This is a genomic window from Parabacteroides sp. AF27-14 (genome assembly GCF_003635425.1).
In the GTDB taxonomy this organism is placed as follows: Bacteria; Bacteroidota; Bacteroidia; order Bacteroidales; family Tannerellaceae; genus Parabacteroides; species Parabacteroides distasonis.
In genome coordinates this window covers 433685-459927 of record NZ_QTLZ01000001.1, presented here as the reverse complement: position 1 = coordinate 459927, position 26243 = coordinate 433685, and the positions used below count along the sequence as shown (strand labels likewise).

The window sequence follows — 26243 nt, the reverse complement described above, 5'->3', positions numbered from 1 at the left end:
ATTTATTGGTAAATTGATTGAAACGGGCAGTCCCTGAGATAAGGAAAGCCGTTGTTCTTCGAGTTGTCACTATCGATAATCCAGACACCCTTGCCGCTGAAATCGAAATTATTGAACGTTGAGGTGTTTTTCTTCTCGCTATCACTAAACGATTCGGCGCACCAGCCGCTTCCCGTACCGTCCAGATAATAAAGGTCGTGGTGGTGCCAGATCACGCTCGACTTCCGGGTGCCTACTACGCCGTTGCCATTGGGGGATACCTTTCCGATATTTATACAGCGAACTACCTCCGAGTAGGAATCCACACAACCGACGATGCCTCCATTATCGGATTTCTGGTCGGAAGTGATAGACCCCGAATTATAACAGTCGTGTGTCATCCAATGGTTTTCATCGTAATCGTTTCCTTCCTCTTGGTAACCTAGGATTCCACCGACGTGCGAATCTACGTTATCAGAAGAGATATTGCCCCGGTTACAGCAATAAGCCAGCTCCATGTTGTTTCCGATCGTGATGCCTTTCGGATCTTTTCCCATTCTTCCGGCGATACCACCCACTTGTGATGCGCCATTTGATCCTCCAGCGATCTCTCCGTGGTTGGCAGAGTTCATGATGATCATCTTCTTGCTGTCTCCTTGTCCGAGGATGCCTCCCAAGTTACCGTTGCCGGAATTGCTTACTTTCCCGTAGTTGGCACAATAAGAGATCTTGTGCTCCACGTCATTCATGTCGTCATACAAACGTCCGACACATCCTCCTACGTTCTGGCTTCCGCTTACCTCTCCTGCGTTTACGGCGTATTGGATGTTGAGGTTATGGGTGGTGGAGGTCTCTAATCCGATATAACCAAAGATACCCCCCGTTTGCTCCATGCCTGCGATATTACTGTAATTAATCATGTGCGTGTAAGTACCTTCGGTGAAGTCCACTTTACCCGCGATACCTCCGGTGCATGTGTTAGTGCTATTCTCGACAATGTTGGCATTGTTTACGCAGTGGGTGATACTTGCCGTGCCTCTTATATGCCCGACGATTCCACCCACTCTGTCACTACCAAAAACAGAACCTGTGAAACAAAGATGATCCAGATGAGAATGTAAGGCATACCCGACGAGTCCTCCCATAGACGTACCTTTTCCATCTGCTCCCGGAGAAGAGACCTTTCCCGAATAGTTGCTTTTAAAGCTGTCGGGAGAGGGGATGGAGGAGAAGTTCAAGTCACCTATATCCCCTTTGATCGTACTGCTATTGGCATATCCGACCAGTCCGCCGGTAGCGTCGTTGCCATACACCTGCATATCGTTATCGAGGCTGAAGTTTTTCGTTTCCAATGTCCCATGCTCCAATTCTCCGATGATACCTCCGGCGAAATTCGATGTGGCGGTCACGTTTATGTTGATAAGGCAAAGGCCGCTCGTTTTGATATCGCCATACACATAGCCGAACATACCGCCTGCGTACTTATTTGCCTCTACGTTGAGGTATCCGTTATTTACTTGCACGATCTGGTTGGTTTCTGCCAAGTTCAAGTGATTGTCGCATTTTAAATAGCCGAAAAACCCGGCGGCTTTCTCATTACTTTTCACCAAGGAGGCGAATGTGCAGTTGCTTACACTTAGTGGGGCGGTCAAGGTCGCGGTACCAACGAGTCCGCCGGCATCTTTTTGTTCCGAGCGGACAGGAGCCCATATGTTGATATTATTCAAGCTACTGGCCTCGTTGAGTGCCATCTCACCGGCAAGTCCGCCGGCCCGGTCTGCTCCAGCATAAATAACCTTTAGTCCGGAATCCTCTTTCTCTATGGAATGCTGGAGAGTGATATCCTTAAAGGCACACCCTCCCTTCATGATACCTCCGGTTATGCCTCCGGCTCCCCGGTTGCCTGCGTGAACCGTGAAAAGGAAAGGCATGGAATTTTCTTGTAAGTTCGAGAAATCAGTTACCGTAAGCATTCCGTTCTCCATGTACCCGACAAGTCCACCGACATAACTGTTCGCATGGACAGAGGCGAAAAGACGACAATGTTCAGCGGTCAGGTTTCCTGTGGCATGTCCGATAAAGGCACCGATATGTTCGTTGCTGTCGGTGATGCTACCGCTAACGGTTACATTCGTAAGCGTCACGTTTCCTTGCGAAGAGCCTGCCAACATTCCTCCATTCTTTTTAATTCCCTGCATATTGGCTCTGATAGTCAGGTTCTTTATCTGAGCACCGTCATATAATGTTTTAAAAAGACCGACAGTGGTATCACTCTCTGCCTGTGCACCGAGATAGGCGATCGTGATGGACTTGCCGTCACCATCGTATATACCGGCAAAGGACTCGCCAAAAGTATAACGTCCGTCGTACACGTCGCTACGATGCGGGGCTTCGAAATCTGCGGTTTGTTTAAAATAGAGCCCGGCTGCGTGTGCGATGGTATCATAACGGTTAAGGCCATATTCAAGCATGCCGAAATCCTCCTGTGAGCCGATCAAGTAAGGTTTCTCTGCCGTTCCTTCCCCCTCTAAGTCATACTGTACCGTTGAGGCCATGATCGTATGGAGCATCTCGTCCCGGAAAGTGACCTTCAGCTTGGTGCCTAACTTGGTCCCGTCCATAAGGAATGCGGTCAGGTCGTAGTCGCTATCCGGTATCTCGTCTGTCTTCGGGATATAGATGCTGTAAGAAGGATTGCTTTCGCTATGTAGCACGGCAGCGTCGTATGCCCGTATGGAATCGTCGGTATGCGATTTGAGGTGGATCTTGATTTGCTGGATCGTATCGGCGATTTCCCAGATCCCTTTCTCTAGGGTGAAAGAGCTTAACTTGAAGTCTCCCATTTCCTCTAGGCGGGAGCCCTGCTCATTCGACCGGTAGAGTTCGTCATCGCTACAACTTGTCCAAAGGAAAGTTGTCAAGGCCATGAGAAGACCTATGATATGGATTCTTGTTGTATTCATTTTATGATATGTATTAATGATTATTCCTTGATCTCCTCTTCCATTTCCGAATGGAAAGGAACGGGGAAGTTTCCTTTGCTCTCAGTTACATGCCAGATCGAGTTCGTCTTGTTAATATCCCAGTTTTTGTACTTCTTGGGGTCGCAGAGTTCGTCGATAGACAGGTTTGTCAGATAAGAGTTATTTTCGTATATTACCGGTTGGCCATAATAATAAAGGTTCGAAAGCGATGTGAAGTCTCCGTAACTATTAATCAGCGGATCCTTCCATTTATCACCCACATTTAAACAGTTGTGTGCCTCAAATCGGCTATCGCCCCGGCCTACGATACCTCCGGCCTTGGTTGAGTTGCCCTCGTAACGTCCCCCGTTGAGGCAGTCCTTAACGATACCGTATTGTTGCATGTGCCCCACGATGCCACCGATACGGCTAGCGTTGTCCGCTTTGACACGTCCCATATTGACACACTGCGAGATGATGACAGCGTTGTTTTGATAGTCGGTGGCTCCTTCGACAATTGCGTTGACTCCACCCACTAAGGTCGCGACCGTGCCGATCGTGGCGAATACGGCAGCTGTCGTAGTACCGCCGGTAGCTATGCCGGAAACGACACCCGCCGTCGCCGCTGCGCAGATGCAAACTCCTGCGATTACTTTTTGCACGATCTCTTTGATATGTTTGTTCTGCTCAATATGCTCGTAGCGTTCCTCACGTTTATGATTTATGTTGTAGTTGATCGTATTGTTATTATCATCGGAGGTTTCGTAGAAGGTCAATAACGTGTTCGTGTTATTGATAAAATCGGTGGCCGTTCCTTGATTCAGGCTAGAGGGTAATATGCCAGCCGACAGCGCATAGCCGTTCCGGATGTTGGCCATCTTGTCGTTAATGGCATCATCTATCTCTGATACTTTCGCTTTGAGAGAAGCCTCCATCAGCTCGGCTTCCTCCTCGCTCAGCATTTCAGAGACTCCGATCCGGAACATGGTTTTATCAGCGACTAGCAGGAGCCAATCCGCCACTGTTTCTCCAACATGTAAGACATGTACTATTCCTTTAAAAATTTTTTCTCCGGTAGTGGCCGCGGTTTCCAGAGCCGAACCGGCTACCGCTATGACAGGCCCTAATATTCCCAACATACATTCCACGCTTCCTATGACGCAGCTCGCGATAGCCTCGCTTGACCATTCTCTCGGATCGCCGATCTCTCCGACCAACCCGCCGGTCGGACCGGTTCCGCTGTTCAATATATAGCCCATATTTCCGCAATAATTGATCATCGTATAGTTTCCGGCCAATCCGATGATACCACCGGCATAATTGGCATTAACATCCAGATCCCCGAAGTTCTGACTGGCGAAGAAGGCACCCCAAGTAACCTTGCCAACCACGCCACCGGCGCTTTCGCTGTTATTTCCGGATACCTTTCCGGTATTCAATGCGTTATGCACCACCGCTATGGATGTATTTCCGGCGATACCGCCCACGAACGAGCCGCTAGCCGAGGCCGATACCGCTCCCGTGTTATAAACGGCGTAGCATCCTAATTGTGCCTCACCGCAAATACCGCCGACCGAAGATTTACCGGATACCGCCCCGGTATTTCCGCATGATTTTACCAACGTGTTATTGAAAAGCAACTCATCTGAACCCAACCGGGTACTGCCGATAATGCCGCCCACGCCGATGTAACCATCGATATTTCCCTCATTCGTGCTCGCATATATGTAAGAGACACCCGTACCTCCGGCGATACCTCCGGTGGCATACCCGCCGTTGCTCGCATCCGAGGGATTATAGGCCTTGGAGCCTGTGATGTCACCCGTATTTACGCACCCTAGGATAGACAGGGAATCGACAGAACCCACCAAGCCCCCGGCTCCCGTATAGTCCGAGCTCACGGATGCGTGATTCTCGCATTGTTGCAGGTAGGATTGGGAATACAACGAACCGACTCCCAACAAACCGCCGACACCATACGACCCGGAAACGGGGGTGCTCGTGTTAACGCAACTGTCCATCGCGATCATTCCGTACAGGTCTACCACGCCGACCAGTCCTCCGGCCCCTACGCTTCCTTTGCTCGCCTTGATATAACCGCCGGAAGTCGTGCAACCAATGAGCGAGGTCTTATCACGCATATCGCCCGCCGATACCGCCCCTCCGACCAATGCGCCGACTGCGAAATTCCCTTCCATCTTGGGATTCTCCATCCATACATGTTTAAAGATGGCTTTCTCCGTGTAACCGAAGAGGGCGATACCGGTGGAGTTCTGGCGGGTGGCCCACAGGTTTTTGATCTTATAGCCGTTGCCATCGTAAATACCCCGGAACGGATTGTTAGGGACATTACCGATCGATAGCCAGCCGAACTGGTGGTCGCTATCATAGGAAGCCTTATCCATGTTGATATCCGCTATTTGCAGGAAATAGGTACTTGCCGTCAGAAATTCATTCTGGGTTTGATCGTTCGTCATGCTGCGGAGGCGTTTCAAGTGATCGTAACTACTGATGATAAAGGGATCCTCCGCGGTTCCGCTTCCAGACAGGTTCGCCATCTTGTTGTACGGATCGAGAACCCTTACCGTACCTTTCGATATCTCTATCCGGCATCCCAGCCCGTATTCATTCCAAGTGGTATCGGCCTCGGCCTCTGTTACGACAGGAGTAGTCAGGTACAGCAACCGATAGATGCCTTCTTTCAATCCGGTGTCGAGGGTCAGGATCGATTGACCATCCAGACGTATGTGCCCTCCCCTGCGGGTAATGACCGTGCCGTCTTCCGTACGCATCGTACAGATAAACTCGGGGTAATGGAAATTCTCCGTCTCGTCTTGCAGGGTGATTACATATTGAGAGCCCTCGAACGTGTCCCCGTTTCCCGGAGGCGTGACTCCCGAATCGTTATCGTCTTGGCAGGCGAGCAATAATAAGCCACATAGGCAAAAGAGATAAAACGGCCAGCTTGTTTTTTTCATATACAGAGTAATTTGTTTTGGGGACAAAGGTATTTGGGCGTAGGGTTCGGGGCAAGAAAAGAATAGCGACAATTCCGGTATAGGAGAGCGACAAATTCGCTTTTCTCTCGAAAAGCACGAATCCATCGTGGTTTATTTCTCTTTCTCGCCTATAATCTCCCGGTATTGAGAGGGAGGCATCCCGTATCTGTTGCGGAAGAATCGCTGGAAAGTACGCAATGTACCGAAGCCGCATTGTTCCGCTATTTCCTTTAAGGTGACTGGATTTTTTAGGGAGAGCAGATGGAGGGCGTTTTCCAAGCGATACATTGTTATATATTCCAATACGGTCTGGTCGTTTTCTTCCCGTAGGGCATTCGCTAGTGTCCGTTCATTAATCTGTAAGGCTTTGGCGAGTTCTTTCCGGTCTAATGCCGGATTCTGGTAGAGCCGTTCGTTGATCATGAATGCGCCTAAGCGTTGTATGATCTCGTAAGACGTGGGTGGATTGGTGATTTTCGCAGCCGGTTGTCCCTCTGATTCCGGTTCAAGGGATAAGAAGTTCTTCGTCCATTTGTCGCGTTCTTCCAACCGGGTTACGAGTAGCCGGTTCTTTGCGTTTAGTTTATTGGTATAGATAATATATAAGGAAAGTAAGAGGGTGACGAGACCGATGATGATAAAAGCTAGTTGTAAATACCGTGTTTTTTGTAGGTTCTCCTGCTGGGTCTTCTCCACTTCGTATTGGATTCGCAATTCATCAAGCTGGCGTGCGATCTCCTCTTTCGCGATGGAATCGTTGGCTTGGATATAATCGCGATACAGCCGGATACTTTGCTGAGGTTGTCCGCTTAAAGATAATAGTTCGGCCTTGGTTCGTATGTCATTTAGGTAGAAAGGGTAATAATCCCGGTGTGTCTCCAGCAACGTATCGATGTCGGCTATCGCCTCTTTATAGGCTCCTTCCTCGTAATGCAGTAAATAACGGGCCTCATAGAAATGCTCGTAAGCACGGGCGGGGAAGGCGGGAAGGATATAAGTGCGGGCTTCCCGCAGGCAGTCTCTCGCTTCCTCTTTCCGTCCGGCTTTTAGTAGAGCGATGGCACGAAGGGAGAGATGGGTGACAGGGTAATGTCCGCTAGGGTCTTTCCAGCCTTTCCCATTCCAGTAAGCCAGCATTTCACCATATAGGTCGGCGAGGGGAAGTATCTCCTCATACCTCTCGGCTTTCTGGCAAGTCATGATTTGCCATTCGCACAGGCTTTGTGCCGTCGTGAAGGCGTTTAGGCTTTCTTTATAAGAAGGGCAGGTTTGCGAGCCCTCCCGTAATACGGAATATGCCTTCTCGTATAGGTTGAGCTTGTAGAAGATCTGGCCTTGTACCCTAAGGGCCATCGCCATACCTACGGGTTGTCCGATCCCCTTGGCTTGCTGATACATAAGCTCGGCCTCCTCTTGTGCATGGCGATAGGCTTGATCGGAGAACAAGCGGCTGATAAGCAGGTTGTATAAGGCGAAGTAGTAGTCATATTGCCGGGTGTCGAGCAGGAAAGTCATGATAGGGCGTGCCTCTTCCTTGAATCCGGCGGGACGCATATTCGCCATCGCTTGCAGATAGGAGGCATAGGCGAATCCAAGGTCTGCCGTGTCTTTCCGGGCTTGGGCGTTATTGATAACTCGCTTCCAATCGTCGGGTGATTCGCTTTTGCGTGCCTCTTTCTTTAATGTCTCGAAAGAATCCGGGGAGGAGACTGGGTTTGTCGTTTCCGCCTTAACGTAAGGCAATGCCCCGATAAGTAGGAGAGAGACTATGAGGATATATTTTATCGATAAGAAGTATTTCATTAATATATGTTATTTCAAGATCACAAAGATACGGATAATCTGTTTTTGATGGGCATTAAGATTCTATGAATAACCTGATTTTTTATCTATTGGAATGAGAAGTAATGCCGTAACCGCTCCCGGTCGTATTCCGTGAACTCCTCCAGTAAGGCTAGGTTCTCCCAGCCCTGTAACTTGCCTTTCTTCCGGACTTGTCGCTCGATAACCCGGGCCTGTTTATAGCTGACATATGGGTGACTTGCCAGTTCTTTAGCCGACAATTGGTTGACAGGTAGCTGACTTATAGCCGATCGGTCTGCCGAAAACCACGATTTCATCGATTCATAGCGTTTCTCGTCGATACCATATACTTCCCCTAATTGCTCTACACTATAAAAGCCCCCTAATAGCTCCCTGTATTTAATGATCCGTTTGGCGAAGACGCTACCAATTCCCGGAACTTTCTTTAGGGCGGTGGTATCGGCCGAATTTAATTCTACAACTGTTCCTAACGGCCATTTTTCTACCTTTGGATATGAGGGTAAATGGAGGTTTGATTCCCTTCGGATGCGTTTGGGATTTCGTTCGGAGGGAACTTTGTTTTCTTTCGAGTGGAATTTGTTTTCTTTCCGGGTGGGATTCGGGGGATTTCCGTTCGGGGTAATTGGAAGGGAGGTGTCTTGTTTCATATTGTCCGTGACCAGATCATCGGGCAGAACCTTTGTCCGGGAAAAATCCGTCAAGATAATTGCGATCCATGCCATCGCTATTAAGGAAAGGAGTAGGGTAAGAGCCTGCCTTTCTCCCTTGGAGAAATAAAGTAAATCACGCCATTTCATAGTCTTATGTTTTGATTTGTGGAACTTCCACCGACAAAGGTAGAAGTTCCGTTTCTATTGACAAGGAATTCTCGGTATTATTTACCGGTAATCCATTTCAAGATCCCTAATTCGTTCAAAAATACGATACCGATGGCGATTGGGGCCACGTATTTCATAAAGAATACGTAAGCGCCGAAAAGACGTAACTTAAGAGTCCCCTCATTGGTCAACTCGGCTTTCAATACTTTTTTATCGACACGTGTACCTACGAAAATACAAGTGAGCATACCTCCCAGCGGTAGCATGATCTTGGCGGTCAAGTAATCCAGCGCGTCGAAAAAGGCCAAGCCTCCAATCGTGAATCCTTTCATCACCCCGAATGAGAGTGAACTGAAAATACCTAAGAAAAAGACTCCTAAGGAAACGATCAAAGCCGCTTTCTTGCGTGTCATATGGAACTCCTCAAGAACGTAGGCCGTAGCTACCTCATGTAAAGAGATCGTGGAAGTCAGTGCCGCCATCGCTAGCAAGATATAAAAAATACAGGACCACAAGCCACTCAGCGGTAATTGCCCAAATACGTTCGGTAACGTGATAAACACGAGTTCCGCGCCAGCGGAAGGGGTGATGCCGAAACTGAATACCGCCGGGAATATCATGATACCGGCCAATACGGCGACAAGCGTATTAATGATTGTCACCTGCCAAGCGGTGGCCTGCATATTCGTATCTTTCCCGAAGTAAGAGGAGTAAGTGATCAAGCAGCCCATACCCAAACTCAAAGAGAAGAAAGCCTGTCCTAGTGCGCTCAAGACCACTGAGGAAGTCAATTTGCTAAAGTCTGGCTTGAAAAGGAAAAGCAATCCGGCCTCAGCGTTCGGTAAGGTCACGGAACGTACGCACATGATCAGCAAGATCAAGAATAAAAGCGGCATCATGATCTTAGAGGCCCGTTCGATACCTTTTTCTACACCCGAGACAATCACGAAGTGAGTCAACCCGATAAAAGCGCCCATCCAAAAGATCGGACGGAAGACATTGGAAGCGAAATCCTGAAAATCGGCCGTATAGTCTATATCCGGCTGTCCATACAAACGGCCACTTAGCGTTTGCCAAACATATTCAAGCGTCCAACCGGAGACGACCGAGTAATAACTTAAGATCAAAAACGCGGCCAAGATACCGTTGTACCCAATCCAGCACCATTTTGTACCGGGAGCCATTTTCTTGAAAGAACCCACCGTATTGCTGCGGGAATGCCGGCCGATGAAAAACTCGGTTATCATTACCGGAATGCCCAAGAATATCATGAAAAGTATGTAGACCAGTAGGAAGGCCGCACCTCCATTCGCTCCCAGCATATACGGGAAGCGCCATACGCTTCCCAATCCGACGGCGCATCCTACGGTAGCTAGTACTACGCCCAATTTACTACCGAATGTGACTCGATTGTTTGCCATATTATTTATTGTTGCTTTTATGCTTTTAATTGTTACCTATTTTCTTATTTTCGGGAGCAAAAGTAATAATTTGAATTAATTTGTTCGTGTAAAGTATAAATAATTTAGTGAAAGGAGTATGAAACGAGGACGTAAGAAAAAGTTAGCAATCTCATTGATGGATTATATGGGAAAACGAAGAGACATGAAACGGCAGTTAAAGAAAGAAGGGACAGCTGAGTTGTATGAGGTGGCCGTAAGGCATTTTTTAAGATTCGTGAAGAACCCGGGGTTCTGTTTGGCCGATTTGAATCGTGCGTTGGTGATAGATTTCATCACGTATCTTCAGGGAAAAGGATTAGCTACTAATACGGTAAATACGTATATCAGTAGTTTGCGGGCGCTTTATAATACGGCTTGCCAAGAGTCGTTGATTCCTGCGTCGTATTATCCGTTTGAGAATTTGAAACTCCGGCGTGCGATGACGGCGAGGCGTGCGATTCCCGCATCTTTGTTCCAGCAAATCGCTCAGATCAAGGTGGCGGATGACCCGCAAGTGGAATTATCGATAGATCTTTCCCTATTCAGTTTTATGGCTTGCGGGATGCCTTTTGTGGATATAGCGTACTTGACGAGGCAGAATATCCGGGGGAATGAGTTGGTATATCACCGTCATAAGACAGGACGTATGATCCGGTTGGAGATAACCAGTAGTATGTTGCAATTGATCCGGAAATACGCGGATCGGCAGCGAGCGACCGGATCGTCGTATTTGTTCCCGATTCTTCCGCCCGGGAATCCGGACCATTTGAGGTATAAGCGTAGCTTGGCTCGGCATAATGCCCGGCTGAAACGGATTGGGCAAACTTTACGGTTACCGAATCCGTTTACGTCGTATGTTGTTCGCCATAGCTGGGCATCAGAAGCTTTACGTTGCGATATGCCGATGGCCTTGATCAGCCAGGCGTTGGGGCACTCGTCGGAGAAAACGACTCGTTTTTATCTGGAAGAATTGGATATATCACGTTTGGCTCATGCGAACATGAAGGTGATAGGCTCTGTAAATCGGATTTTAGAGAAAAGGATGGATGGTTTGTGAACTTATTTATGGAATAAGGTTTAGCGTTTCAAAAGGGTTGACGAAAAAGAAACGTTACATCACATCTTATTGTTATTTTTTATAGTATGCCAATAAACCACACAGAACGTTGCAGGAAAACATGTACGTGTTTTTCTGAAAAGACGTACATGTTTTTTGAAAAACACGTACATGTTTTCGGATAAATATGATCGTGTTTCTATACGATTATCAATCAACGGCTTATATATAGGTCTGTCATAACGAGCTTATTGTATTTTTATTTTTGATATTCAATAGGAATTTTTAGAGTATAGAAATTCTTCCTTTGTTGGGAGAGTGAATCAATAAAGGTGAATATGGTTCATTTTAGAGACATAACTTCCCCTAAATCCCTTATTCAGTGGAAGAGACTTAACAATTTTAACGCAAAAAAGTTGTGATAATAAAATATTTATTATGTATTTTTGTGAACTAATAGGGAGGAAGTTACTATTTTGACGCTAAAACTCCTTATTCCATAAATAAGTTCTATGAGGCTCCTTATTCCATAAATAAGTCCACGGGCCATTCTTGCCGTTAGTTGATTTTAGGAAGTTGGGTCTTGAGGGGGCAGAAGGGTGAGAAGATATAAGATTAACAACCATAATGAATAAGAAAGAATGAAGAAGACGATTTTCATGCTATTCTTGTTGGCAGTCCCGTTTCTTTCGAGAGCGCAGGGGGTACCGGCCGAAGGGAAAGGCTCCATGATTGGGATCAAGAGTAATATTCCTTATTGGGCTACTGCCACGTTTAATTTGGGGGCTGAAGTTTATCTCGCCCGTCATTGGACGCTTGAGTTGGAGGCAGGCTTGAATCCGTTCAGCGGCAAGAACGATGATGGGAGTTATGGCCGCTCACTGAAGCATTTGCGTCTGCACCCGGAGTTGAGGTATTGGTTTTGCGAGACGTTTAACGGCCATTTCCTCGGCGTGCATACTCCGTACCTATTATATAATGTAGCCGATATCAAATGGCTGGGTACAGAGGGCGAGCGTCACCAGGGATGGGGCGCGGGAGCCGGTATCAGTTATGGATACTCGTGGCTGCTGTCTCGCCATTGGAACTTGGAGGCCACGGTGGGCGTGGGCTATCTGTACTTGAAGTCGGACAAGTATCCCTGCGCGAATTGCGGCCGCAAGCAAGAAGGGATCAAGAAGCATTACTTCGGGCCTACGCAGGCGGCGATCAATCTCATTTACCAATTTTAATCGATGGAGGACTGAAAAATGAAGAATCTACAAGGATGGATGATACTTGGGATCGCCTGTTTGGCCGGTTGTGTGGGTACTACGATTCCCGTACAGGCGCAGCAGACGGCTACCGCCATCGTCGTGAAGGAGCGGTTGGTGGAGCATGTGGGCGATCGCTTGATAATTGATATGAAACTAGCGCTGGATGAGTTGTCGCTATCGGCCAACCGGAGTTTGGTCTGTACGCCGCTGATCGAGCGGGGCGATAGCGTAAGGGCTTTGCCTCCCGTGATCGTGAACGGGCGTAACCGCCAGATCCAGTACGACCGGTCCGGGCGCGACGCGACGGCGAACGGAGAGTTTGTCTTACGCCGTCACAATGGGAAGGAGCAGACGTTCGATTACCATGCCTCCATTCCTTTCGCCAAGTGGATGGAGCGTTCGGAGGTGTCGCTGGTAGCCGATTTTTGCGGTTGTGGTTGGGAGGCGTTGAGTAATGACAAGTCGCCGCTTTTCCCGATCCGAATCGCGGAGCCTGTGGTATTGCGGCCGCTTTTGGCCTACGTCACGCCGGAGGCGGAGCGTGTGAAAGAGCGTGTGAAGGAAGGAAGCGCCTTCCTCGACTTCCCGGTGAACCGCACGGAGATATATCCCGAGTATCGCGATAATCCCTCGGAGCTGCGCAAGATCCTTGAGACCGTGTCGTCGGTGAAGGAGGATCCTTACGCTACCATCACAGAGGTATATATCAAGGGTTTCGCATCGCCGGAAGGTACCTATAAGCATAACACTTATTTGGCCGAGCATCGCGCCAAGGCGTTGATCGAATATGTGAAGGGCCTTTACCACTTCGAGCAGGCCCGTTTCACGGTGGATTTCGAGCCGGAGGACTGGGCCGGATTGGAGAAACGGGTGGAGAACTCCTCGCTTGCGGACAAGGAGGAGCTGCTGGCCATCATCCGTGCGGACGAACCGAAGGATTACGACCGCCGCGAGGCGAAGCTGAAGGCGTTGAACGGGGGGGCCTCGTATCGGGTGCTCTTGCGCGATATTTATCCCGCCTTGCGCCATTCGGATTACGCGGTGCGCTACACGATCCGCTCGTTTACGGTAGAGGAGGCCCGTGAGCTGATCTATTCGGACCCTAGGCAGTTGAGTCTAAACGAGATGTTCCGGGTGGCGCAGACGATGGAACCGGGTAGCGACGCTTACCGCGAGGTGTTCGAGATTGCCGTGCGCATGTATCCGGACGATCCGGTATCGAACCTGAACGCCGCCCTTACGGCGATCGACGTGGGTCGCCTGGAATCGGCCCACCGTTATCTGGCGAAGACTTCCGATTCCGCGGAGCGTACCTTGGCGGAGGCGGCCATCGCCATGCTGGAGAACCGCTTGGACGAGGCGGAGGCTCTGCTGGGTAAGTTGTCCGACGATCCTTCCGTAGCCTCGCAGGTGGAGGAGAACTTGAGGCAGATCGCCGCGAAGCGGGAGGAACTGGCTGATTGATGGCGAGAGTCGTGATCGCAGGATGATAATAATGAGTGTCAAATATAAAAACGGATGAGAAACATGAAAAAGAATTATTTATTAAGCGCGGCCGCCGCTTTCTTGCTGGCGGTTACGGGTTGCTCCGATGATATCGAAAACGGAGGCAATTCCGGTGGTGAGGACGATGGCGGCAAAGTCTATATGACAGTGAACGTCTCCACGGTGTCGAAGGGGGCATTGACGAAGGCGGGAGGAACTCCTTCTAATCCTAATGGCGGTGGTGCCGGCTGGGGCGAGGACGGCAACGGTTTCTTGGAAGAGTTCGATGGCGCTAATGAGGGTAAGGTGTATGATGTTAATATCTTCTTGGTGAAATATGACGGTAATACATTTGACTCTAACCCCTTGGACTTCTTTAATGATGACGTAAATAAAAGTTTAGAGATTGCCGGACAGGGTTGGTATGAATCTAAGACCGGTGTTGATCCGAGTGGAGGTGGCGAGCCTAATCATGACAGTGCCGGAAAAGTGACGATGAAGGTGACGATGAATGAGGAGCTGACAGCAGAAGGACATACGTATCAAGTCTTTACGGTAGTTAATGCCGGAAATAGAATAGAGGGTATTACTACTTTGGGTGACTTACGAGACAGAGTAACTTTAAAGGATTTATGGACTGGCACTAATCAGGTTTCGAAAGCGGATCACTTCATTATGTCTACGCACAAGATGAAAGGCGTAGATGGCATAGGGAATTCGCTTGTTCGCATTTCCGTGGAAAATACAGATGAGACGAAACCGGCGACAACAACCGTATTCGTGGAGCGTATGGCCGCACGTATCGACTTGGAATATGCTGCTGTATTAGAGACAGATAAAATACTCGAAAGCTCTCCGGTAAAGAATAAAGGCTCATTCAAATTGACGGGTTACAAGGTCGTGAACCAATGGAAGGGTAACAGCTACGTGTTTAAGCAGGTCTCTCCTAAAGCGACTAAGAACTTTGGCGAAGGGTCAAGTTTAGCGGATGCGATGGCTGGAAATTATACTAAAAGTGGTAATGACTTTAAATATTTGGGTGATGAAGTATGGTCTATGATGACGCTAAATGAGGCGAATGGCTCTTATAATTATGTGCTGGATCCGTCGATCAGCCAAAAAAAGGTACCTATGAATGAAGGCGATAATCCTTGGGCTCAATTCAAGGACTTTTATATCAACTATTTTAATCCGGAAAACAAAGACTTAAATAGGGTTGAGAATATGTCTAAGATTCCTGAGGCTGAGACTGAACCTTATTATAAAGGAATGAATGATAGAACGTATTACCCCGTCGTGTACACCAAGGAGAACACGTTGGATCGTGAGGCGCAAGTAAATGGTTATTCTACCGGCGTTATTTTCGAGTCTGAGTTTATGCCAGATGGTGATAATTTTAAAGTCAGTTTCTATAATAAAGATGCGGGTTCTATTGAGTCTGTTCCTTTAGATAACAATAAAACATTCCTTTTGGCAGTCCATAAGAACGGTGTGGGTGCGACTGTCCGTTCTGTCTATAAAGATCTTCCGTCTGTTGCCGCTTGCGCATTTAATTTGGAAGAGGGTTCGAATCCTAATTTATTGAAAGGCTTAATGAATGGCTGGGATGGGATGACAACATTACCGGATTTTGCTGATGTACAAAAGGCGATTAATTCCATGTCTGATCAGAACGGATTTGAGATCGCGTTTAAGAAATATCTTAGTGACATGATTAAGGGCGAAACAAACTGGAGTGAAGAGCTAAAAATGCGCCTATGCTATACTGAATTTAGAAAGAAACAAAATGAGAATGGCGGTGGTCATCTCCCTGATACCTACACTGATCCGAATGATTTCACCCCGGATCAGATCGGTAATTTGTACCAATTCTACAACGTTTCCTTATACAAAGGCGGAAAGAGCTATTACAAGTTCTGGATCCGTCATAACGATAACGGGAACGATGGTATGATGGGCGTGATGGAGTTCTGTATCGTGCGTAACAACGTGTACCAATTGTACGTGACGGGTGTGCGTGGTTTAGGTGACCCGCTGCCTTACACGCCGGGTAAGGATACGCCGGACAAACCGGATGAGACGGATGATGTTACCATCGACGTCACCATCTACGTGAAAGATTGGGTGAAACGCACGAACAAAGACATCATTATTTAACCCTACCCCTCCGGGGGATTCCTACGATGGGCATTGTAAGCTCCTTACGATGCCCATCCAAGCCACCTTACGATGCCCATCATAAGAACCTTATAATGGGCATCATGGTTTACCTCCATCCCCGGTAGTACGGTCGGAGGATTACTGTGTATCTTAATAAAATGATTATGAACCGTTTATTTCATACCTGCAAACAGTTGATTGGCGTAGCTGCCTTGTCCGTGGGGCTATACGCTTGCGATTGGATACACGACGACTCGCTGCCGCTTTGCGAGTTCCGCCTGTATTTCAAGTACGACTATAATATGAAATTCGCCGACGCTTTCCAGCATGAGGTAGACTTCGTTACGCTCTTCTTCTGCGACCAAGAAGGGAACTTCCTCTTCCTGCGGCGGATCGAGAAGAGCGAGCTGGACGAGCGGAACTCCATCGCCCTCGACATGGAGCCGGGTACCTATCAGGTAGTCTCTTGGGCCGGGCTGGACAAGGGCAGTTACGCGTGGAACGATCCCGCCGAGGCGTCGCGGGTTGTCGAGAGGGCGCAAGACGTCAAGGTACGTACCTTGCGCGAGGACGATACGACACAACCCAACGAGCTGCACCCGCTTTGGCATAGCCTCGATACCTTCACCGTGACGCGCGACATGCCCGAGGAGAAGGTGATCAGCCTCGCCAAGAATACCAACAAGCTACGTGTCGTGCTGCAAAACGTGATGGGGGAGGACATGGACGTGAATAACTTCTCCTTCCGGATCGTGGCCGACAACGGGTATATGGATTACGACAATTCCCTGCTGCAAGATCCCACCATCCACTACCTGCCTTATTATACGGAGAACGTGGAGCTGGGAGCCGACCCGACTCCCGGCGCTACCGTGGGCGGGCAATACGTGGCCGTGGCCGAGATGAACACCATGCGCCTGATGGCGGGTCGCAACTACCGCCTCATCATCCGTCACCACGGATGGGAGAAGGATGTGCTGAACGTGAACCTCAACGATTACCTCCTTCTCACCAAGATGGAGGGGCACCGTATCTCCCCGCAGGAGTATCTGGACCGGCAGGATGAGTACTCGATCATCTTCTTCCTTACGCCGAAGGTATGCCCCGATTGCCCGGATAAGCCTACGCCTCCGGATCCGCCGGGACCGGACAACCCTGACAACCCTGACAATCCTGACAACCCGGATAATCCCGATGGGCCTGATCCGGAAGACCCTACGATCGTGGGGTACGCCTGCTTCAAGATACAGGTGAAAGACTGGGTGATCCGTATCAACGATGGTATATTGTAAACTGAGATTTATTAAATAGCGCGAATGATGAGACGTTATACCCTATATAACCAATTGATGGCGGTCGCCGCCGGTCTTTGCCTCTGCTGGCTCTGCGTAGCCTGCGGCGAAGACCGGGGGGGCGATCTCCCCAACGATGACCCGAACAGTTGTGTCGTGACCATCACCCTGCGGACTTCCCGCTCGGCACGACCGCCGCAAACGAAAGCCGGCGAGACAATTACTTGGGAAGATGATGATGAATACGAGCGAGACATCACGGACTGGCTGGTGGTGGCGTATGATGATGAGAACGCTGAATTGGCCGGATATACATCTAGCGAGGGTACGTGGACGCCGGATATCAATGATCCTGATCCTGATTCTCGTACGGAGGTAGAGATGAGGTTACCCCTCGGCAAATACTCTTTTTATGCGTTCGCCAATTTGCAGTCGCTGGAAGATGGTACATCGTTGTATCAAAAAATTACCGGGGCACATTCCTTGGCGGAGCTGTCGGAGGTGAAGATATTGGACTCGGGAACGAGTATCGATACAAGGAATGAGGAGAAAAAGGGTAAATTCGGAGGCGAGGAAGCGTCTCGAAAGCGCATCCCTATGAGCAGTTACGCCCAAAAGCATACGGTATTGCCCGTTCCGGCAGAGAACAAATTCGAGATTCCCTTGATCCGCATGATCGGCAAGGTGCAAGTGGAGATAACCAATAACTTAGATAAATCCATAACCGTAAACCGATTGGACATCATGAACCTCCGCAAGGGAAGCCTGCCGATCTGGCTCTTGCCTTGGGGAAATGAGAATTATTTGGAGTTTAAGGATGACAAGGACTTGGAAGAGCCTTTGGTTCCATCTTTTCCGAAAGATGCGAATCCTTCTGTAGTAAGTCTAGAGGATCTTTATACTGAATCTATCAAACCCGGTGATAATGAAAAAGAAATACAAGCCAAACCTGTGGACGGCGAGAACGGTAGTAAACGGGCTTATATTCGCTACATTCCTGAAACCAATGCGGCCGTCGGAGAGAACGGCAGTGGCATCCACCTCGGTGTAGAGATCGAAGGCCGCCCTCGTACGGAGCACCTCACGGGCTTCGACTTCGTACGCCGCAATGACCTGCTGGTCATCCCTGTCTTGATAACCAACATCACGACGAAATTGGAAGTAGCCGAGCAACGCCTCCCCATCGGGGTCTACCCGACCGCCTTGGTCTATGGTGAGAAGACGGGCGTGTAGATACTGACGCCTGTTGAGCATACCCTGCAAGCCGCCGGTGACTTGTCGATCCGTTTCGAGATATCTAGGATAGAAGGCGTGACAGGAGATTTCACGATCAAAGGTCTCCCGCAGGATGAAACAGTCCCGGAAACGGTGAAATTTAGTTCGATCCAAGTGAAAGATGATGATAAGCACCTTATTACGGCCGTAAATGGAGAGGATTGTGACAAGAAACAGCGTTTCTACCTTCCCGAGGCTTCGGTCAAGGAAGGAAAGAAAGGCTCCTTCACGATCCATACCCAAGAACTGGGTGGAAAAGCGGAGGCCACGGTCATCCTCACGCTCATTATAAACTATTACGTGGATCAGGAGAAGCAAGAGATGCAAATCCCTTATACCATCAAGATAAGAAATTACAAACAATAACCATAATATAGTAACTAAAACTAAGAAAGGAGGACCCGACGGATGAAACCATCAATCAACCTACGATATAAATCCTTGTTATTAACTTGCTTGTTGATCTTGTCTGTTAGTGCGGTTGCGCCGGCGCAGATTACAAAAATAGAATATAAATTTGGCAAACGTCAAGTTGTTTCGGAGCGTGTGGATACGGTGTATTTTCAGAAAGGCAAAGAGAAACAGTTGTTTATACCCGAGCTGAGAAACAATGATGGAAGTACTGATCAAAATTATCGTTGGTATGTCCGTTGGTATCGATTTGATGAAAATGGGAATTTGACTAGCAAGGGTATAACAGGAAAAGATATAAATCCTATGACGGATGGTTCTTATGTAGATGGAGGTTCATTAAGTAATCAGCTTTATAGGACATCATTACGAAAGATTGATACTTCTCTGTTTTGGTATAAAGGATTTTTTAATAAAGATGCTGGTAATTATGCGACAGGAGCTTCTACTGTCGTATATGATATGGATGTAGTGGCAGAGGATAGTGTTTTTTGCGATGTGAGCTTGAATGCGGATGATTATAAAATAAGCGCAGATGGTAGAACATTTACCGAACCTGAACTTTCAGTACGTTATAAGTTTATAATTCGGCCTGCATCTGAAATTGCGGAACGGATTAAAACTTCCGGTGCTAATATCCTTGATAAACCTTTTATCGAAGAAAATTTGTATGTTTCAGAGGATGCGAGAAATGTCAATGTGCAAATAGGTATGACCGCTAATAACTATGCCTGGTATACAGACGGAGAGCTCATTGTGGGGGAGAAGTATAAATATGCTATAGATGGGACTGTAAAAGAGTTGAATCGTTGGAAAACAATGGTAGACAGTTTATCTTTTACTAAAGATACTACGAAGTTGACGATTTGGGCGGTTGATTCATTAGAGAATCAGAGTCCCTTGATTTATCGGTATAATATTATTAAGCAGAAGGGTGCCGGTTTTATGTTGGAAAAAGATCCGGAAAGGTCGAAGTATCCAGCGCGAAATCCGGACGATAATCAGGAACTTTATGAGTTGATAGGTTATATAAACTTCGACCGAAAAGATTCGATAACGATTGAAGAGTTAAAGGCCGAACCTCTGAGAAATATATCAAATATTGGTTTCCCTACTGAAGAAAACACTGCAGGATATTGGTTAGAGCGGGACATGACAGGTTATGCGCCTTATAATTATAAAATACAAAAAGCATATGGTAAATGGGGGGGGGATCCTCGTTTTCAAACACTTCAAAACCAATATGGATTGTTCCGTACAGCAAATGTTAAAGGTATATCCAAACAGAAAGAAGTCTTCTATGATGACCGACAAAATTTTTGGTTTTTTGCTAATAGTGGTGTGGATAAAGAAGTATATGATCGAACCTATTATAATACAAAAGGTAAAAAATTAGGATATTTCTATTATGTGGATGCTGCGAACTTGCCGGGACGTTTGGTTAAAATCCCGTTAGATCAGGGAACTATCTGTGCGAATACGGGACTTTTAGTGAACTTTTGGGTGAATGATATGACAGGTAAAGGTACAGCGAATCTTCCTCCTAATATTAATCTGTTTTTTATTGGGAGAAAGGAGGATGGTAAAGAGGATATTTTGCATCGCTTTACTTCCGGTGATGCGATAGATGGAGATGACTGTCTCGGTGAATGGCAACAGTTAGTTTATACTTTCTCTTTAGTACAAAATATTAGTGTATATAAAGAGTTTTATCTGGAGGTACAAAACAACACAATCCATGCTAACGGCGCGGATTACGCTATCGACGGCTTGCGTATCTACCGTACCAAGCCCAAGATCGACGTAAAGCGAGTAGACGTGTGCTCTTCTGCCAACTTGACCGTTGCCACGGATTACGAACTTCTGCTCAAGAATATGGGTTGGAGCATTAATCCGGATGTATTGTCCGATCTGAATATGGGGAATAAAATAACGGAAGATTCAAAGCATATATGGAAATACCGCTATGGTTTGATGGGTGGAGATCCAAAGGAAAGGGAAAGTCATCTTAATCCTACGATCGGCAACGTTTATATTGGAGCTACCGATAAAAGGGAAACCGGAGCTATAGATAAACCATACGATTGGATTACATTGAATACGGATTTGAAGGACTATAAGAATGAGAACTATAACAACCGAAGCAAAGTGTATCGTATTATCGTTCCGACTAAAGATGGGTTAAAGCATCAAGGATTTGAGGATCTGACAAATTATGAAACTGCGATGCGACGACAAATTGTCGTAAACCTGCGTATGATCAATGATTTCTTATATGATGCAGCTGAGCAAGGAGTTTGGGATAAGGACATAGAAGAGGGTGCCCAAAAAACAAATGGGGATCCGTTCCCGAAAGATGAGTATATCGCATATTTGAAACAAAATTTAGGAAAGCTTTGTGGTAAATCAGACTCAGAATGGGACTATAACATTCCTGATCCGCAAACAATAGGGGACCAGATAGATAGAATAATGGATGGATATGACGATATATACGAAGAACTGATACGAGCCGTTTGTTCGGTAATGGGTATTTCTCGTCCTCGTGTGCCTTGGTGGGATGGGGAAGATTCAAACATCATCCATTTAAGTGCCATTGATGTGGACAAGACTGAGTTGAGATATAAAGGTGAGAGACCTTACGGAAGCGGGACGAAGGTAGAGCCTGCCTCCGGTAAGTATGATGTGGTAATCTTTAGTGCGGCCGCGACAGTTACTAGCGATAAAGTCGTGGATTTCCCGAATGCCTATGCGGGAAGTAGTTTCCAAGATCCTTGCTTGCTGACCACCCCTTTCACCGTACTCCCTTCCTTCACGGTCGTAGCGAATACCAAAAGTGATTTGCCGGAGGGCATGATTGCTTGCGAGGGACGGATCAGTCAGATTGAGGAAGCGACCGTATGGGTTGAAGAGTTAGATGATAACCAAAATCCGACAGGGGAACTGAATAAGTTTAAAGAGATAGAAGCTTTCAAGGATTATTCATATACGTTCGATTGGTTCTTGGGCGACTCGCTGGAATTTGCATCGTTCAATGAGAGGTATGGGGAATCATTAGATGGGATATTGAGGTCTTATAGAGATCAACTTCTTGATGACAAGAAAGCCTTGTCTTTCCCGGCGGAAGCTTTGATTGAGTATTGTGAAGACAAATATACGGATCAGCGTTTAATTAAGGAATTGAAGACATTGCTCTTAGGTGATGTGGACACAGAGCCAAAATTAGTGATTGGCGGGAAGTTTGGATATGCGGAATTCCGTTGGGTAAAAAAAGTGGTAGCGATTCCTTATCTGCCAGAGAAAATTATTGAAGGCAATCGACGCGAGTGGCTTTTCTGCGAACAACCTCAGGAAAAAACATTGGAAGCCGCTCCCGCCCCGACATTGTTAGCCGGCTTTCCGGATGTGGAGTACCCGAAAGATATGGAGCATTATCCCAATGTGCCCCTGCGTATCGGCTTGCCGAATATCGTGGAGGGAAGCATAACCAATATTCCTATTCAAGGAAGAGGCTTGACAATGGGTATGGAAGGATCTGACCAATTGGGTAAACCTAACGGTAACGCTACGACTATATTCTTGCGGCAAGGACAGACTTATATAGAGGTAGGTAATTTGACGGCTTTGTCTGCGAAAGCTGAAACTGAAACTGATAATGGCGGCGGGTTATTCTCGATGACCTTTGAGGAGGGTGCCTATGAAAAATTCGCTGAAGGGCAAATCTATTCACTTTATATTCCATTCGGTGAATATAAGAACGGAACTTTCGTAGAAGGCTCTTGCGAGGGATATGCTACCTTACTTATCAAGATCGTACCGGAATACTTGACGTGGAAAGGCCCGAATGCCGAAGTATGGTATAATGACGGAAACTGGCATCAGTCTACGAAAGGGGAATTGTATATAGATCCAAACGGAACAAACAATGCGGATGCCAACGGCAATGATGCAGACTTGACCGCCGCCTTCGCCCCGCTTCATTTCACCCGTATCACGATCCCGGAAGGGCAGACGCTGGAATTGGAAGGCTTGAAGACGAAAGATCATTTGTTACAGATTCCCGAAGCGAACTCATCAAAGGCTACCAAGTATATCCAATATGATATGGCGGTAGACAAAGACGGAGATAGTACGATCGTAACCCCGTACTATATAAATAAGGTAAAGGCCATCTATTTCAAACCCGAGGCGCAGTTACGCCGTCAGCAATTCCTGACGTACGACACCGCCCGTGTGGAATTCGAGATGACACCTGATGCGAAGTATTGGATGGCATCGCCTTTGCAAAGTGTATTCGCCGGTGATATGTACACCGTAAAGAACACGGGCCGACAGAATACCTACGCCTTCGCTGATATCAAATACAACACGGCCAACAACGACCGCCAAGCCCCTGCCTTCTACCAGAAAGCCTGGGACAAGGCGATCACGATGTACGTGCCGAAGAGTGAGGTCGATCCGGTAGATCCGAATCTTAATAAGAATCCCAATCTGATTTTGGGGAACGATGAATTAGACAAGAAGAATTACGAGATAGTCCAATCCAATTGGAGCCGTGAATACAATGATGTGAACGTCCCCTACGCTTTGGGAAAGGGATTCTATGCCAGCGTAGAAAAGAAGAATGCGACCGGCTTGGGCGAGAAAGTATTGGTACGCTTACCGAAAGCGGATACGGGGTACAAATACGAGCCATTGACAAAAGCCATGACCAAAGCCCCGACTTTAGCGGAACGGATCAATGCCGGCAAGCTGGCGGATAACGAGCCTATCGAGATGGTATTGACAGATGCGAATGGAACGGAAGAATGGTGGAATACGGATAATGGAACCGTCCGTGTCATTGCTGATGGCGACGGTAAGCACTTCCTGTTGGGTAATCCGTATATGTATCCGTTGGATATCGCTCGTTTCTTGAAAGAGAATGAGGCTATCTTAGAGCAAAAATATTGGAAATTGGATGTGAAGGAGGGGCTTGTTGTCGGTACACCTGATGTGGCATGGGAAGGTGGAAATGTTACTGATGCTACATCCGGAGCCGTTATCGTCCCCATGCAAGCCTTCTTCGTAGAGCTGAAAGATGCGGCTCAAACGAAAGCGGAAGGTACGACAACCGGTGCCGATCTGAAGGTCGTTCATTTCGATCCCTCCATGATGCAAGGAGAGCCGGAGAAGGTCTCTTCTTCCTTGCGTACCGCTACGGCCAAGAACCCGGTATTGAGGCTGACGGCGGAGCGGGATGCATATCGTAGCACGGCCTTGCTGACGCGGCAGGATGATGCTACGAACAGCTATGAGGCAGATAAGGATGCCGTAATCTTGCTGGATACGGAACTGGAGGAGATCCCGCAGGTGTACACTATCGCCGGGACTCGTGCCGTGGGTGTGAACGTAGTACGACGGATCGACCAAGTGCCCCTTGGCGTATATGCCGGCGAGGGTAAGGGCGAGGTTACACTGACGATAGAGGGTATCGGCGATTGGGCGGAGACGCTTTACCTGTACGATGCCGTGACCCGTAAAAGTACGGAGCTGTCGGACAATACGTATACCTTGCGTTTGGACGGTAGCAGCCATGGACGTTACTTCCTAAGTGCGGGCTCGCCTACCGGTAATGAGGGGGTAGACAACGTAGAATCTATCTCTGTCTATTCCGCCGTATCGGGTAGGGTAGTGGCCAGTGCTAGCGAGGCGTTGAAGCGGATACAGGTGTTTACGCCGATGGGTCGTTTGGTACGTACTTTATATCCCGCTCGTCCGACTTATACGTTCGATCTCCCGGCAGGCATCTACATCATCCGTGCGGAGATCGCCCACGACCAGAAGACGGTGAAGCTGCGGGTTCAATAAGCAGCTTCTACCACTCCATCTCTAATATGGATTACACGGTCTGTATTTGTAGCCAGTTGTTCGTCATGCGTCACGATGACGAACGTCTGGTTCATCTGGTCCCTCAATTCAAAAAAGAGTGCGTGCAACTCTTCCTTGTTCTTGGTATCGAGGCTTCCGGAAGGCTCGTCGGCTAGGATGACCGCCGGGTTGTTGATAAGCGCACGGGCTACCGCTACCCGTTGTTTCTCTCCACCGGATAACTCGGCAGGCTTGTGTGCCATGCGATCGGAGAGTTTTAGGAAGTCCAGCATCTCTTTCGCCCGCTTCTCGGCCACGGCCGATTTCTCCTTGGCGATCAGTGCCGGGATCATCACGTTTTCCAAGGCCGTGAACTCCGGCAGTAATTGATGGAACTGGAAGACGAAGCCGATATTCCGGTTGCGGAAAGCCGCCAGTTCCTTATCGCCCAATCGTCTTGTCTCCGTGCCATTGATAACCAGTCGCCCACTATCCGGTGCGTCGAGCGTGCCGATGATTTGCAACAAAGTTGTCTTACCCGCCCCGCTGGGGCCTACGATAGCGACAACCTCGCCCTTGTTTATCGTGAGGTCGATGCCTTTCAATACTTGTAAGGCACCGAAACTTTTCGTTATTCCTTTGGTTTGTATCATATCAAGTTTCTTAGGACGTGCGAGGCAAGGAAACAACCGAACGTGGCCGGCATATAAGAGACCGTTCCCGTGGTCGTACGTTTACATGTTTCGTTTTCAACTTCGATCACGGCGTCCGGATCGGCGAACTCGGTGGAAAATACGACGGGAATCCCCTTGCTTACGCCTAGAGGACGCAACCGTTTCCGCACCGCTTTCGCAAGGGCGCAATTGATTGTCTTGGAGATATCCGCAATCCGTACCAAGGACGGGTCTACCTTAGCGCCCGCCCCCATGGAGGACACGATGGGTATCTTATGGATATAAGCCTGGTACATGAGGAATACTTTGGGACTTAGGGAATCGATGGCATCTACCACGAAATCGAGAGGGGCCGATAGGAGTACCTCCTCCGTCCGTTCGTCTCGCAGGAATTCATTTAGGACGGTTAGTTGCAACTGGGGATTGATATCGAGCAAACGCTTGGCTACGACCTCGGCTTTCGGCATCCCTAGGGTGGAATGAAGGGCGGGCAATTGGCGGTTGATATTACTCTCGTTTACCGTATCGGCGTCTATGATTGTCATCTTTCCTACTCCGGCCCGGCAAATCTGCTCGGCGGCATAAGCTCCCACACCTCCTAACCCAACTACCAATACATGGCTACGGGATAAGCGCTCCATACGCTCGGCTCCAAACAAAAGTTCCGTCCGTGTATTCCAATTGTAACTCATTTATATACTTTTGAGGACAAAAGTAATCAATTGTTCCGGTTCCTCCAATACTTGCTTTTATCCGAA

At 48.0% G+C, this 26243-nt stretch carries 13 protein-coding genes and 1 pseudogene; 7 read left to right on the top strand and 7 right to left on the bottom strand.

Annotation, left to right across the window (positions count from 1 at the left end; genetic code table 11):
• Window positions 1-2: 2 nt before the first annotated feature.
• The 5 genes from DWY79_RS02005 to DWY79_RS01985 all read right to left on the bottom strand — a co-directional run bounded on the left by DWY79_RS02005 (window position 3) and on the right by DWY79_RS01985 (window position 10004).
• On the bottom strand, window positions 3-2942 hold the full coding sequence (locus DWY79_RS02005; protein ID WP_008773280.1) for a hypothetical protein: 2940 nt from the start codon (window positions 2940-2942) through the stop codon (window positions 3-5).
• A gap of 20 nt (window positions 2943-2962) precedes the next feature.
• Window positions 2963-5920 (bottom strand): hypothetical protein, encoded by a 2958-nt coding sequence (locus DWY79_RS02000; RefSeq protein ID WP_122368752.1) that lies wholly within the window; start codon window positions 5918-5920, stop codon window positions 2963-2965.
• Window positions 5921-6052: 132 nt separating this feature from the next.
• Entirely contained in the window at window positions 6053-7744 is a 1692-nt protein-coding gene (locus DWY79_RS01995; RefSeq protein WP_122368751.1) for a helix-turn-helix domain-containing protein, read from the bottom strand.
• A gap of 86 nt (window positions 7745-7830) precedes the next feature.
• Window positions 7831-8562 carry a helix-hairpin-helix domain-containing protein gene (locus DWY79_RS01990; RefSeq protein WP_036614968.1) on the bottom strand — a complete coding sequence of 244 codons (732 nt, stop codon included), beginning with the start codon at window positions 8560-8562 and terminating at the stop codon, window positions 7831-7833.
• Between the two features lie 77 nt (window positions 8563-8639).
• A complete protein-coding gene (locus DWY79_RS01985; protein WP_122368750.1) occupies window positions 8640-10004 on the bottom strand; it encodes a sodium-dependent transporter in 1365 nt (454 codons plus the stop codon).
• Window positions 10005-10122: 118 nt separating this feature from the next.
• Here DWY79_RS01985 and DWY79_RS01980 point away from each other — a divergent pair, with 118 nt between their 5' ends.
• From DWY79_RS01980 to DWY79_RS01950, 7 genes and pseudogenes are all read left to right on the top strand, one after another.
• Complete coding sequence (locus DWY79_RS01980) at window positions 10123-11082, top strand: site-specific integrase (protein WP_122368749.1); 960 nt, start codon at window positions 10123-10125, stop codon at window positions 11080-11082.
• Window positions 11083-11723: 641 nt separating this feature from the next.
• A complete protein-coding gene (locus DWY79_RS01975; RefSeq protein WP_005860604.1) occupies window positions 11724-12314 on the top strand; it encodes a DUF3575 domain-containing protein in 591 nt (196 codons plus the stop codon).
• A gap of 18 nt (window positions 12315-12332) precedes the next feature.
• Window positions 12333-13802, top strand: coding sequence for a DUF3868 domain-containing protein (locus DWY79_RS01970; RefSeq protein ID WP_009016481.1), 1470 nt, complete (start codon window positions 12333-12335; stop codon window positions 13800-13802).
• A gap of 54 nt (window positions 13803-13856) precedes the next feature.
• Window positions 13857-15980 carry an Mfa1 family fimbria major subunit gene (locus tag DWY79_RS01965; protein WP_233563930.1) on the top strand — a complete coding sequence of 708 codons (2124 nt, stop codon included), beginning with the start codon at window positions 13857-13859 and terminating at the stop codon, window positions 15978-15980.
• Window positions 15981-16147: 167 nt separating this feature from the next.
• Window positions 16148-17275 carry a FimB/Mfa2 family fimbrial subunit gene (locus tag DWY79_RS01960; protein ID WP_122144435.1) on the top strand — a complete coding sequence of 376 codons (1128 nt, stop codon included), beginning with the start codon at window positions 16148-16150 and terminating at the stop codon, window positions 17273-17275.
• Between the two features lie 24 nt (window positions 17276-17299).
• Window positions 17300-18916: pseudogene (locus tag DWY79_RS01955) on the top strand (hypothetical protein).
• 42 nt (window positions 18917-18958) lie between these two features.
• Entirely contained in the window at window positions 18959-24811 is a 5853-nt protein-coding gene (locus DWY79_RS01950; RefSeq protein ID WP_122368747.1) for a hypothetical protein, read from the top strand.
• Here the strand turns inward: DWY79_RS01950 and DWY79_RS01945 are convergent.
• Both DWY79_RS01945 and DWY79_RS01940 read right to left on the bottom strand, forming a co-directional pair.
• On the bottom strand, window positions 24805-25464 hold the full coding sequence (locus DWY79_RS01945; RefSeq protein ID WP_122144391.1) for an ABC transporter ATP-binding protein: 660 nt from the start codon (window positions 25462-25464) through the stop codon (window positions 24805-24807). The genes DWY79_RS01950 and DWY79_RS01945 overlap by 7 nt on opposite strands.
• Window positions 25461-26177, bottom strand: a complete 717-nt coding sequence (locus tag DWY79_RS01940) for a ThiF family adenylyltransferase (protein ID WP_036611158.1) — start codon at window positions 26175-26177, stop codon at window positions 25461-25463. Before DWY79_RS01940 ends, DWY79_RS01945 begins: the two co-directional genes overlap by 4 nt.
• Window positions 26178-26243: the final 66 nt, after the last annotated feature.